The sequence below is a fragment of the Dyadobacter sp. UC 10 genome (genome assembly GCF_008369915.1).
Classification (GTDB): domain Bacteria; phylum Bacteroidota; class Bacteroidia; order Cytophagales; family Spirosomataceae; genus Dyadobacter.
The window spans coordinates 6,082,773-6,097,112 of the sequence record NZ_VSRN01000001.1 but is presented as its reverse complement, the minus strand read 5'-3'; the positions used below and the strand labels follow the sequence as shown (position 1 = coordinate 6,097,112).

The 14,340-nt window shown below is 47.2% G+C and carries 6 protein-coding genes; all 6 read right to left on the bottom strand.

The annotated features are described in order from the left end of the window. Window positions 1–104: 104 nt before the first annotated feature. Window positions 105–2,801: a c-type cytochrome gene (locus tag FXO21_RS25270; protein ID WP_149642690.1), complete on the bottom strand. Its 2,697-nt coding sequence runs from the start codon at window positions 2,799–2,801 to the stop codon at window positions 105–107. 457 nt (window positions 2,802–3,258) lie between these two features. After that, complete coding sequence (locus FXO21_RS25265; protein ID WP_149642689.1) at window positions 3,259–4,767, bottom strand: RagB/SusD family nutrient uptake outer membrane protein; 1,509 nt, start codon at window positions 4,765–4,767, stop codon at window positions 3,259–3,261. A 38-nt stretch (window positions 4,768–4,805) separates the two neighbouring features. Further along, window positions 4,806–8,051 carry a SusC/RagA family TonB-linked outer membrane protein gene (locus tag FXO21_RS25260; RefSeq protein ID WP_149642688.1) on the bottom strand — a complete coding sequence of 1,082 codons (3,246 nt, stop codon included), beginning with the start codon at window positions 8,049–8,051 and terminating at the stop codon, window positions 4,806–4,808. Between the two features lie 478 nt (window positions 8,052–8,529). Next, window positions 8,530–9,957 carry a DUF1501 domain-containing protein gene (locus FXO21_RS25255; protein ID WP_149642687.1) on the bottom strand — a complete coding sequence of 476 codons (1,428 nt, stop codon included), beginning with the start codon at window positions 9,955–9,957 and terminating at the stop codon, window positions 8,530–8,532. 188 nt (window positions 9,958–10,145) lie between these two features. Next, window positions 10,146–12,443: a DUF1549 domain-containing protein gene (locus FXO21_RS25250; RefSeq protein WP_225865860.1), complete on the bottom strand. Its 2,298-nt coding sequence runs from the start codon at window positions 12,441–12,443 to the stop codon at window positions 10,146–10,148. Between the two features lie 383 nt (window positions 12,444–12,826). Then, the gene (locus FXO21_RS25245; RefSeq protein WP_149642686.1) at window positions 12,827–14,335 is read right to left on the bottom strand and encodes a RagB/SusD family nutrient uptake outer membrane protein; all 1,509 of its coding nucleotides are present in this window, start codon (window positions 14,333–14,335) and stop codon (window positions 12,827–12,829) included. Window positions 14,336–14,340: the final 5 nt, after the last annotated feature.

Genomic DNA, 14,340 nt, shown 5'->3' with positions numbered 1-14,340 from the left:
GTAGTGATGCTGCCGGTATCGTCAACTTGAAAGCTGAACGGTACAACACGCAACACCACTATCTTAAGCTTAATAAACTATATTCTACTCAAAAAAACGTTGATCTACTTGCCGCCTTTTGCAGCTCCTGATTCGGAATAAATCGGGTTGTTTTTGTTACCGCCGGACATTAAATAAGCCACCAGGTCACGCAATTCGTTCGGGTTCAATCCATTGATTAAGCCTGGTAGCATTACGGATACTGTTGACATTTTTGTCGATGCTACTTCTTTTTTGCTCAGTTTTCTCACTGTTTTAGAATCAAAAGGATTCTGCGCGATATAGTAAAAATTAGCATCCTCGTTGATCTGGCGACCTACGATCGATTCTCCGTTTTTCATCGTGTAAGCAACAGATCCGAACTGATCGGAGATCGCTTTATTCGGATCGATGATCGATTCCAGCATATCCTTAACAGAAAAACGGGTTCCCAATTGCGTCAAATCAGGGCCTACATCAGAGCCTTCGCCCTGAATAACGTGGCAACGATTACACAGTACAGCTGAGAATATCATCTTTCCGCGTTCAAAATCACGGTTAGCCAGGCTGTCCTGAACCAGCTTAACAGCTTCTTCCAGTTTCCAGCCGCGACCTGGACCTTTTGGTGAATACATTTTTACAAGATCGTTACCAGAACCTGTAAGCAGTTCGCTACCTGATAATTTATTGTACTTAGCTACCTGATCCTGAGGTACATTCTTCAATGCGAGCTGACGGGCTTTATCTATAAAACCAATGTAACTGCGACCTCCCTGATAACTGAATGCCTTGTGAAACCATTTGAAATATTCTTCTCTCAAAGCCGGTGTCCAACCTGTTTTAGCACTGCTAAGCATGATGGCGTAAAACATCTGCTGCTGTGGCGGCATTTTTTCGAGCAAACCAGCCAGGTCCAGACCGTATTGTGGGTTACGGAGGATCAGATCAGCGGAAGCAGTCACCATTTCATTATCCTTGTCATCGAATTTTTCGTTTTTCGCGATCAGGGCCAATGTCTTTTCAACTACTTTCGGAGCTTCCAGAGTTACCAGTATCTTGCTCAAAAAGCGGTTCTGCAATGCATTCGGAGACGGATATTTAGGGTTCAGATATGCGATAACGGCCTGTTTTGTAGCGGCGTCAGGCTGGCCTGTGCGATACAGGGTTACTTCAACGGCGCGTAGCAAAGCTTGTTTCTGCAGGTCATCCAATTTCGCATAATCTATTTTGGTCAATCCTTTCAGGATAGGCCCTCCAACTTTCGTCGAATCGCCTTCTCTGGCCAGTGCAATCGAAGCATAAATCAGGGTTTGCGGGTCCTTTTCTGCATAAACCTTATTTTCCCATTCAGCAACTGGCTGATGTTCAATCGCTAACCGTGCAGCAAATCGTAGAAAACGGTCCGGGCTTTTGAGGTAAGGCCAGGACGTTTCAACAGCCTTCGGATCTTTTTTAGCATGGAATTTTTCGAGCTCCGTACGCTGGTTATGCTCTGGCGTCAATACCGGTTTAACTGTATTGGAACCAGCTGGGATATTTTTATAATCACCATAATAAACGCGGTACAGGTCGGATTCAAGGCGACGACCGCCGGTCAAAAAGTACAATGCTCCGTCCGGGCCGATCGCTCCGTCAGTCAAAGGAAGCGGCGCGCCGGAAAGGAATTCTTCATGATCCGCTGAGTAAGTCGAACCGTTTGGTTTCAAATGCAGACCGTGAACAATACCAAAACTCCAGTCGAATGCCAATAGCGTATTCTTGTATTTTGCGGGAAACCTTGCGTCGCTCAGGTAGATCAGGTTCGTAGGTGATCCCTGACCTATGTTCATGATCGGGGGAAGGAAGTCCGCGAATGCGGGCGAGGTGTTTGCTGAACCGGTTCTCCATCCATAATCGCCGCCGCTTGTTGCGTGGCAGACGCGTGTCGGGCGATACCAGGGAGTACCAAAATCCCACTCCATATCAGAATCATAAATAAAAAGGTCGCCGGCTTCATTGAAGGCGATATCATATGAGTTACGGTAGCCCGCACTCACCAGCTCCCAGCTCTTTCCATCCGGATCCGTTTTGGCAATCCAGCCTCCCGGCGCGTGCCTGTCAGCAGCATGGCCGCGGGGATCCTTTATGAATGGGAACAAATTGTCATTCTTCCAGTTAGGCATCAGACGATAGCTGTCCATTTTTGGAAGATCGGTAAAATTACCTGCGACTACATAAAGAGATTTTTTATCAGGCGAAAGTACGATGCTATGAGGCCCGTGCTCGCCTTCTCCTACCAGTGGTTTAACTAGTGTAATCTTATCATACTGATCGTTATTGTTGGTATCTTGCAACCTGTAAAGTCCGCTTCCCTTCGGAAATCTTGCGTTTTCGCGGTTGTTGATCATTACATAAAGGCTGTTGAATGCATACAACAAACCATGCGCGTAGCCCATTGCCACCTTAGCTGTATCGCCTTCTACTTTCAAAGTCTCAACAGTCGGCTTTTCAGTCGAGCCGATTGGGGGAAGTACCAGACGGAAAAGACCACCGTACTGATCAGAGGTGATCATTCTGCCTTTATCGTCGAACGTCATGGAAACCCACGACCCGTTTTTCTCCTCCGACGGACTATATAAATGTTCCGCTTTGAAGCCTTCCGGCAATTTGAGTTTGTCAACTTTTGAACCTGGCGGGCGGTGTTTCGCGGTTCGGTTACTCAGCATTACTCCGCAAAAAACACCCACAGCAAGCAGTACCGCGAGTGTCATCGGAAGTTTTAACCATTGTTTTTTAGTGTACATTTTACAGCTCAGTGTTTTTGATAAAAAATAGGTTAAGAAGTGGTTATTCGCTGCGAAGCCGGTTCAGGCACCAGCACAAATCAGTAAAGTTATGCGCATATTTCAGCTACGTTAATATCTTAAATAAAACTAACTAAAACTTCAAATAATCTGATTGTCGCAATATTATAAGTTATGTTTCACGAGACCATCCTGTTGTGTCGGGGGAACGGGGTGATTGAATGATTGAATGTGCAGCTTTGGAACGGGGAATGTTAATGCGTAAGTGTTTTGACGATCGCTAAAATGCTGGTTTGATCTAAAACCAAAGAAGCGCAGCTAGCTGCGCTTCTTTGTGTCAAATGCGCCAGAATTTGAAGTAATCGAAGGCAAAGATCCACTCATTCACATCTCACTCATTGCCAGTTCCATGGCGGCTCATTCAATCATTCGCTCATTCAATCATTCAAAATTCAATTTAAAAATGCGGCGTCAAAGCTGCTTCTACGGCTGGTAATCCGTAGTAGTCGTCAAGCACAGTGAATGCGTTTGGCGGGGGAACTGCACCTTTCGGGAAGTAGTAAGCCGCGGGATTAGCCTTCACTTTTGCACCATAAGCGGCGATGATCTCTTTCACACGACCCGTGCGGGTAAGGTCAAACCAGCGTTTGTTCTCGAAAGCCAGCTCAACACGTCTTTCCTTAAAGATCGCTTCGCGCATGGTAGCTTGTGAAGTCGCCGTAGTGGCCGCTAGTCCGGCGCGGGTACGTACCTGGTTCAGGTAAGTTGCCGCCTCTGTTGTTTTGCCCTGCTCGTTCAGGGATTCAGCCAAGAACAACAGCACTTCCGAGTAACGGTATACCGGCCAGTTTTGACCTGTATTATTGTGCAATGCATGCGTTTTTGCGTACTTCTTGATATAAGGGTAAACCTTATTTTCCACCTGGCTGGAACTCAACGTCACATAACCGATAGATGCTTCCTTCCTTTTGTCACCCGCCTCATAGGCGGCGATCAGGTCCGGCGTAGGAATGTTGTTACTTTCCTGAGAAGTTCCCTGCGGATTTGCAGTTCCGGTGATCGGCGCAATTTCAGTCGCTGTGATCGGCGATGGAAGGAAACGGTAAATCTGGTTCCCATTGTAGCCCGCCGATCCTTCCATATACTGGATCTCGAAAACCGACTCCTGGTTGTTCTTGTTTGACGTGGTTGTTGAAAACGCATTCGCGTAATCAGGCATGAGTGTGTACCCGTCATTTGTAACCACAGCTTTCATCAGCGGTTCGACCTGTGCCCATTTTTTCTGGGTGAGGTACAGGTTGGCAAGAAGCGTTTTTGCAGCACCCGAAGTAGCGCGGCCGGCTTCCTGTTTTGCTTTGTCCGGAAGCAGGGTACTCGCCTCGGTCGCATCTTTTTCAATCTGTGCATACACTTCTTCGGCGGACGATAGCGGCAAAGCAGCGTCTTCGCGGCCTGTTACCGGTTCAAGATGCAAAGGCACTTTTCCGAAAAGACGGATCAGATCGAAATAGGCAAACGCGCGCAGGAACAATGCCTGTCCTTTCAGATTTTTCTTAACTGTTTCATCAAATTCCACATTGTCGATCAGTACCAATATCTGATTGGTACGTGAAATGATCTGATAGTTAAGCCTGTATTGTACCAACACGTTATCATTCGCAGTGACACCGCCGGCTGTCGGTATAGCGAAATCCGCCACGTTTTCAGTAGCATCCACTGCACCGTAGAGCACGTTTCGTGCATAGTATGTATTGTCGGAATGCATCTCTTCCAATACCCAGGCGCGTTCATTGAACATCTGGCGGAGCGGTACGTATGCTGCATTTACGGCTTGCTGGAAATCATTTTGCGACGAGAAGAAGATCCCCGAGCTCAATGAAGTTTCCGGGATCACACTCAGGAAATTATCGCCACAACTGGTCAGGGCCGTAGCCAGGAACCATGCTGCTATATATCTTATTTTCATTTCTTTTCAGATTAAAATGAGTCTGTTACTGATCTTACTTAAAAGTTGAGGTTGACGCCTAACGTCCAGGTACGTGGTACAGGGTAGTTGGAGAAATCAACGCCCTGGCTCAGGTTGCCGCCGTCCCCATTTCCTGCACCATTTGCGCTGGTTTCAGGATTCGGCCCGCCCCAGTATTTTGTAAATACATACAGTTGTTGAACGGAAGCATACAAACGTGCAGATTTGAAAAATTTATTCGCTATACCGATATTGTATCCCAGCGTAACGTTCTTGATCGTAAAGTAAGAAGCATCTGCCAGGAAGTGAGAGCTGTTCCAGTCGCGCTCGATACCGGTGAAGTTTCCTCCGTTATTGGTCGCACCATACATTCCCTTGCCTTTCGAGATCACAGTGGTAGCAACTCCCACCCCTTTCTCATCGGTAATGTTTTTCACGCGGAACCGGTCTTTTACACCCGCAACCATATTGAAAACACCGTCGAGGTTTGCTGTACTGTACAAGTGGCGTACCCAAAGCTGGTTGCCCTGAGAACCCGATCCAACAATCGACAGATCCCAGTTTTTATAGCTCAGGTTGTTAGTAATACCATAAGTGAATTTAGGAAACGGACTTCCAATGATTGTGCGGTCGTCGGTATCACCACCGTAGGTAATCTTTCCGTCGCCGTTTACGTCACGTAATCTGATCGTTCCGATCGCAGAACGGCCCGGAATGATCGGGTACTTGGCCAGATCTTCGGCACTTTCGTAGAAACCTTCTTTAACCATACCGTAAAACTGCCCAAACGGCTGTCCTACCTGGGTAATGTGGAACGTTCCATACACGCGGTCAATACCCGGAGCCAGCTCCATCACCTTGTTGCGGTTGAATGAAATGTTTGCATTGGTTGTCCATTTCAGCGCACCCTCGAGATTGCGGGAAGTGATCGAGAATTCATGTCCCCAGAATTTGATCTCACCTATATTATCATTGAAATTGGTAAATCCTGCTTCCTGAGGAACCTGCACCGCGTACAACAGATTCGTGGTGCGCTTGGTGTAAAAGTCGTAGATAAACTGGATCCGGTCGTTGAACAGGCCGAGGTCTAAGCCCATATCAAATTGCTTGGTTGTTTCCCAGCCGAGATTTGGATTTGCCAGTGAGGTTACATTGGCACCCGTTGCAACAGTGTTTCCGAAAACGGCATTTGTAGTATTGTTCACCAGCGCATATTGGGTGTAGTTACCAATATTATTGTTACCAATTACCCCGTAGCTCGCGCGTAACTTGGCAAAGGATACCTTGTTGACTGATTGCATGAAATTTTCGTCAGACAAAACCCAACCGGCTGATACCGACGGGAAAGTTCCCCATCTGTTTTCAGATCCAAAACGGGAAGAACCATCGGCCCGGACCGCAGCTGTGAACAGGTATTTACCTTTGAAGTTATAAGTCAAACGCGAGATATAGGAAAGCAGCGACCATTCATTAGCATCATTGAAAGTATTTGATCCGGTGATCCCGTTGAAACTGAAGGACCCGCCCCGGTCGATGTTCAGCGCGCCCTGGATAGTCGGCAGCCTGTCGTCCGTGTAGGTATTGGTCGTAATACGATCAGATTCCTGGCGGAACCTTTGTTGTGTAAACCCGCCCAGCAACTCAAAATTGTGTTTATCGTTAAAGCTGTGACTGTAAGTAGCGAGGTTTTCATTCAGCCATGAGAAATTCTGGTAGTTCTGGCGGATCGCAGCAGCTGTTGTTGGAATGGGGACGTTGATATTACTTGTTGCTGTTGAAGGATTGAAAAAGAAGAACTTGTTGCTTTCCATTTCAATGTTCAACGTGGATTTCAACGTCAGACCTCTGATAGGTTGGTATTGCAGGTAAGAGTTACCGAGAAGCTTGGTGATTTTGGTTTCGTTGGTAAGCTCGTCCGCAGCGCGTACCCAGTTTGGATAAGCATAGATATTTCCAGTGTTATCAGGAAAGCGGTTGAACTTCGTCAGATCGCCATTTGCGTCACGGATCGGCATCACCGGCCAGGTATGCAGTGCATTAAAGAGAATTCCCGTTCCGCGGTCGCCGTCTGTTCTTGGCGTGTTGTCATATACATATTGCGGGGCGATATTGAAACCAATCTTCACTTTGCTGGATATATCGTATTCAGTATTCATACGGAGCGAAAAGCGCTTGTAGTTGTTGTTGATCACAACTCCCTGTTGATTGAAAATACCCGCTACCAGAGAAGTGCGCATATTTTCCTTATTTGAACTCACCGTCAGGTTATAGCTCTGAATAGGCGCTGTGCGCAAAAGGGCATCATACCAGTCGTTGTTTTGATTTGCAAAATCCTCCGGTTTATCAAACGGTTTCGGCGGTGTTCTGTTCTCATCCTCAAACAGTTCTTTTTTGAACTGTGCAAATTCCTGCGCAGTCAGCATTTCGATGCGTCCTTTCTGAGGGACTTTCTGGAAACCATAAAAAGCGTTGAAACCTACGCTGGTTTTTCCCGCTTGTCCCCGTTTGGTGGTGATCAGCACTACCCCGTTCGCAGCCCGTGAACCGTAAAGTGACGTCGAGGCAGCATCTTTCAGGATCGTAATGTCCTCGATCTCGTCCGGGTTCATTTGTGCAATAGTCCCGGTAATAGGAAATCCGTCGACTACATATAATGGGTCACTTCCCGCTGTTACGGAAACCTGGCCACGGATACGGACAGACATTCCCTGACCCGGTTTACCGGTAGTCTGGTTAATCTGTACCCCAGCCAGCCGGCCCTGCAGTTTCTGTGTTACCTGCGAAACCGGGATATCTTTAAGCTCTTCGGCCTTGACCGTCTGAACTGCTCCGGTTATTTCCTTTTTCAACTGGCTGCCGTACCCGACTACCACTACTTCGGAAAGCGCTTTTGAATCGGTAACCAATTTAATGTCGACAGTATTACTGCTGCCAACCGGTACTTCCTGAGGCACGAAGCCCACCGAAGAAAAAATCAGTACAGCGCCCTGATCCGGCACGTTAATCGAATAAGCACCTTCCGCATCGGAAACGGTCCCGGTTGTAGATCCTTTCACCAGGATACTCACACCGGGGACGCCTGCGCCCGTTTCGTCTGTTACTTTGCCTTTGATATTTTTGTCAATAGCAAACTTACCGTGCTCGGTATAGGTGTTCGGAACTAAGTAGTTGTTACCGGCGTATGCGTTCAGTCCACAAGCTGCACCTATGAGCACCTGGCTCAAAGAGAGTTTTAGGAACGAATTCAATCCGGAACAATAGGGAAATTGTCGAGTTTGATTCATAAGATCTAGCTTTTAAATGTTAATCTGTCGAGGTTTTTGTCCCTGGCGGGACTTTCAATGGTAAGCAGCGTAAATTTTCAATTGGTGACTTTCGGCATAGCATATGGGTTTTGGTGAATAAATGCTGATGGGTTAGGAATAGTCATTTTGATAGATTGAAATACTTTAAAATATTCTTAGTTTAATGTAATTGGCTGGCACGTGCAGCTATGCCACGATTCGTGTGACAGTCAAAAAGCTTGGATTGAAGTGCTGATGAGAATTGGAATACGCTAATAATAAACTGTTCTTTTGACCTTAAAAGACAATTTTTAATTCCCATAGTAATATTTGCTGCAATACTAGAATGAATACCAGTATCGACTGTCCTGCTCTGTCTGGTTTTAATAAATATTTAATTCGGAAGACTTTATAGGATATAATAAATAAAAAAGCATCTGACAATACTGTCAGATGCTTTTCAAAAACGTTTTAATTATTATGAAAGCAAGTCCAAAACCGCCTTTCCTTTACCGTCGGGAGTGGTATAAAATGGTCTCTTCTCTACTTCATACTGGGTATCTTCTGCAATTCCGAGCGCGTGATAAATCGTTTGGTGCACGCCGTCGATCTTGATCGGGTTTTCAATGGTTTTGCATGGACGCTCGTCTGCCGTTTTTCCATAAACAAAACCTTTTTTAATCCCGCCGCCAAACATCAGCATGGATCCGCCATCGGTAAAATGACGATGCATGCCATAGAATTTCAGGTCGGACAGGATATCAGGCTGAGCAACCTGCTCCTTCACTTTCGCGTCAGGTTTACCTTCTACCATCATATCCCGGCTGAATTCACTGGCGAGCACTACCATCGTGCGGTCGAGCAAGCCTTTTTCATCCAGATCTTTGATCAGCTGGGCGATGGGCCCGTCGATTTGCTTTTTCATTTCCTGCAATCTGGTGTGGCCGTTTTCGTGCGTATCCCAACCTTTAAATGGCTCATATTCGGTGGTAACGCTGATAAATCTTGCACCCTGCTCAGTGAGTCTCCGCGCGAGTAAGCAGCCGAGGCCAAACCGGCCGGTGTTGTAAATGTCGTAGCTGGCTTTTGGCTCAGTACTCAGGTCGAATGCTTTCGATTCGGGTGAATTGAGCAATGCATATGCCTGTTCCATCGAACGTTTCAGCGATTCGCGCTGGTAGTCGGAGCCGAACTCTCCTACCGGACTGTTATTGATCAGTTCATTGTAAAGCTGGTTTCTTCTTTCAAAGCGTTTGGCGTCCATACCAACCGGCGGCCGGACACTCTCGAGTCCCTGGCTTGGATCAGGAATAAAGAACGGGCCGAACTCGTTGCCGAGGAAACCTGCCGTATGAAAAGCTTTCAACTCTTCTGCTTCACCTACCGTGAACCGCTGTCCGATGTCTACAAACGCGGGGATGACCGGATTTTTTGGTCCCAGCTCCTTGGCGATCCATGAACCCATATGCGGAGCCGCGACGGTTTGCGGCGGCTCGTAGCAGGTATGCCAGTGATACTGGTGACGCGAATGCAGAATGTGGCCCATATCGGCCGCTACATAAGAACGGATCAGGGTTCCTTTATCCATTACATTTCCGATAGACTGCAAGCCGTCGGAAAAATGAATGCCGTCCAGTTTGGTTGGTAACGACTTGAAAGTGCTCAGTACGCGGTTGCCTTCCATATCCTTTTCGAAAGGCGTATAAACCTTGGGATCGAATGTTTCGGTATGCGCCATTCCTCCTGCCATCCATAAAAGTATGACGGTATCTGCGGAAGAGTTGGATCCCGATTTGCCCTTGCAAGAAGAAAGCAGGCTTGAAACCGGAGCTCCTGCGGCCAGAGCTGCCATAGTAGCTGCGCTGGCATGCTGCAAAAACTCCCTCCTATTCCATTTGCTTCTCATTTTGATTTTGATTTTAAAATATTGATTTGCAATAAATTAACTAAAAGAAATCTTTAATAGATATATACTTTTGATACTTTAAGTGTGAATAACAATTATTCTAAGTATGAAAAGTCAATTACTTATATTTTTATATATTAGTATGATACTTTTTATATATATCAATATGGTTGAGCCTATTTTTGTTTTTAATATATCAACTGGAATTCCGGCACCAGTGCAATTGCCCAAACCAGATCCTGGATTCCTTCCTCATTGGGAGTCGGGCCGAGGATTTTCTTAGCTGCTGCCAGCTCTTTGGCGAGTGGCTCGCGGCCAAGTGATTTGCGGTAAAGCGCGGTGACCAGCGAGTCTGTGGTCGGGTATTTCGCCTTCCATTCTTTAGACCCCAGTTTTAATGTGTGCGTAAACTTGTTACCATTCGTCAACTCCAAAGCCTGCAACAGGTTTGCCTGAGAAGTCCTGCTCGTACTGACGGTCTCCCGGTTTGGCCGGCCCAGCGAAGTCAGGAACGGGTCGTTTTTGACGAATGCGGCGCGGGCAAATGGTAGTTTAGCTTTGATGTCTTCCGGCAGTAATTTGTACATGACCGCCGAGTCGGCATACATCGGCTTGAACGCAACACTGATGGCGTCTGAAAACTGTTCCGCCGACAGCCGCTTTCTGACCATTCCGGTGAACTTGTAGTCATTGGCCATAATATCATTCGCTTCTTTCACCGAAGTTGAAGGCAGTTGGTACGTTTTGGAAGTCACGATCGTATAGATCAGCTTTTTCATATCATAACCATTTGCGACAAAATCCGAAGCCAGCCAGTCGAGCAGATCTTCACTCCATGGAACATTATCCATCACATCAACCGGCTCGATAATGCCGCGGCCGAGCAGCTGAGCCCAGATCCTGTTTGTTACGGTCCTGTAAAGTCTGCCGTCTTTCGGCTGCACCAGGAAGTCGGCCAGCTGACGCAGGCGTGTTTCAGTATTTGCATCTACACTGATCTCGCCCAGTTCGGGAAATAGTATTTTTGTCCCTGCAATTTTACCGGTTGGCTTATCGCAGCGGTTTATTTCAAGCAGCGTATCGGCGAAGATATTGGCGAATGCATAGGCATCGGCCAGTTTCCAGTCGCTTACAAAACTGTCGTGGCAGGAGGCGCATTTCAGGTTCAGGCCGAGGAATACCTGCGATACATTTTGTGCCGCCTGCATCTCAGTCCGCTGACTGGAATTGATCGTTCCGCGCCATTTAATACCTTTAATAAAACCTTCCGAAGCTTTATTCGGACTGATAAGCTCTTTCACAAACCAGTTGTACGGCTTATTATTCTGCAAAGAAGTGTACAACCATTTTGTAATGTCGAACCGGCCGCCGGTGATATATCCCGTACCGGAGTAATCATTACGTAGCGCATCGTTCCAGAACGACATCCAGTGCTGAGCGTAATCGTCATTGCGGTTCAACAGTTCTTTGGCAAGCAATTCACGCTTGTCCGGGCGCGTATCCGCAACAAATGCATCTACTTTTTCAGGTGGAGGAAGCAGTCCGATGACATCAAGGTAAACCCGGCGAATGTAAATGCGGTCGTCGACTACCGGTTTCCAGGATATTTTATTCTTTTTAAAGTAAGCATCTACAAACAGGTCAACAGGCTTGGTAAGGTCTCCGGTTGGTGAGGGCACGGCAGGCAGGCGCGGTTCGAGCGCGGCTACGCGGTAAATGCTTTTTTCTTTTCCTTCCGGCCACAGCGCACCTTTTTCAATCCAGAATTTCAAGATACTTACTTCGCGTTCTGTAAGCCTTTTGCCTTTGGTCGGCATGGCTTCTTTATGTCCTTTCGGCAGACTGATGCGTCTTATCATTTCGCTTTTATCGGGGTGGTTTGGCACAACGACCGGGCCGCCTTCGCCGCCTTTCATAATCGCATCTTTACTATCGAGCCGAAGGTCACCTTTGGTTTTCGTTTCGCTGTGGCAGCTGTAACAGTTGTGCGCGAGGATCGACCTCACTTCTACATTCAGATCCTGTACCTGCTGCGGGTTCAGAGAGCCTGTATTGGTCAATACAAAATCGGCTTCGTCCGTTCCGGAAGGCTCCTTTGGCTGGTCTGATGAAGGTAAAGTGCTCGACAGATAGTCTTCGCCGTGGGTGAGCATTGCACCATAATGTCCGGCGAAAGAAACGCCGAATACGGTCACAAGTAACAGCGAGCGGAATGCTGTCCGGTTTTGCGAGCGCAATGCGAATGTAGCTGCGACAGCGAGCACCATCGTTGTGATACCTGCCCATTTGTGGATTTCAAAACTGGTTCCCGCCGCATCTTCGGCTTCCGCCAGCAGCAAACCAAAGACTACTGCGAGTAAAGCGCTTCCTGCTCCTATCCATGTGAGTATCCTGGTCGCATCGCGCAGCGCTACCGACTTGCGCTGCCAGTCCATGATTTCCAGTAAAAGGGCGACCAGCAAAAGTCCGATTGGAAAATGGACCATAAGCGGATGCAATCGACCTAGAAATTGCCAAAGCCAGAATGTTTCGTTTGCTTGGAGTAACACAATAAAAAAAATTAGGGGTTTAGGAATATTCAGTATGTATGATGCTGAAATATTTTACAAAATAAAATGAAAGGGGCCGCATGCTATCCTGTTCTGTCTTGCATTGATCAAGCTTCACACACAGGGCCTTTGCAGATTTTTGAAATAACAATTAGAAGACAATGAAAATTGGCAAAGATAATATTAGTGTAATAACGAACCGTTACTTAATATAGTTACATAGTTTATCAGAATGTATACAGAACAGACATTATGTTAAAACGTAAAAAGTGTTGGACCGACCAGGCTGGTTGCCCGGCCCGATCAGTCCAACTAATCCATTAATACCCCGGATTCTGGGTCAGTTTTGCATTGATCAGAATCTGAGGAGCCGGAATCGGCAGTACATACTCATTCTCAGTATATACATAATCCGTCGAGTTGAAAGGTACGTTTCCTCTGTCGATGGTCGGCTTTGCCCTTTCGCGCGCACCGTGAGCATTCATAAATGCAGCCCACTGTGCAGGGGTCATTGTTCTCTTCAGGTCAAACCAGCGATGGTTCTCAAAAGCCAGTTCAAGTCTGCGCTCATTAAGTACCGCAGTTCTGAATGCAGTTTTGTCCAGGCCAGTTACAGCAGCCAGTCCGGCACGTTTGCGGATTTGGTTCAGGTAATCGACTGCTTCGCCGGTTGGGCCGCTCTGCTCATTGATCGCTTCTGCCAGCATCAGCAATACGTCTGCGTAGCGGATTACCGGCCAGTTGGTATTTGTCCGGCCAAGAATGGTATGCGGGTAGTTGTACTTCGCAACATAAGGAACCGGATATACTTTACCGTCGAGCGTAAAGCTGGGTTTCAGGGAAATGTCTTTCCGCAGGTCACCTTTTTCGTACGCATTCATAATATCGTTTGACGGTGCGTTTCTACCACCGTTTCCACCCGCTGCATAACCAGTAACGGCTCCCTTTGAAACCCTCGGGGCAAATACATACTGGAAGCTGCTCCATTCACCGAGGTCATTATCACCCTGGTACTGGATTTCGAAGATAGACTCAGGGCCATTCTTTTTGGAAGGTGCGGGATCAAAGTTGTCGGCATAGTTTGCATTAAGCGAATAGCCAAGCGTCGTCACTTCTTTAAGAGCGGTTACGGCATCCGCATATCTTTTTAATATGAGATATGATTTGCCCAGCAAGCTCAAAGCTGCCCCTTTGGTTACCCGCCCCTTGTCGGCTGCATTGGTATATTTATCCGGCAATGCAGCAGCAGCTTCTTTCAGGTCCTTTTCGATTTGCGCCCAAACTTCGGCTTGCGGTGATCTCAGGAGATCAAATGCAGGGTCAGGCGTAGCCAGTGTTGAAGTTACGATTACAACATCACCGAAATATTGAACAAGGTTGAAGTATAAATAGCCCCTCAAAAATTTCAGCTGACCTTCGATCTCCTTCCTTGGCCCGTCTTCCATGGTCGCGTCGACCATTTTTTCCAGCGTCAGGTTGAGGTTATACAGCGTTGCGTAGTGGTTATTCCAAAGCGCAGCGATTTCTCCGTTTCCCGAGTTGACGGTACCGAATTCGAAAGCTTCCCAACCACCGGCGCCACCGCGGTCCGACGGGTTAAGGTCGATCGTGGTATTGTCGGTTTGAAATTCGCCAACGAGGTAGGCAGTATTTGTAATGCTCTGAACCTGTCCGTAAACCCCGTTCAGTGCCTGTTTTACCTGTGCTTCGTTCTTATAAAATACATCGACGCCAACCTTGGTGGGATCCGTCTGGTTGAGGAAGTCCTCACTGCAGGAAGATTGCAAGAGCCCAAGTGCTATTACCCCAATTATAATTTTGCTTTTCATTTCAA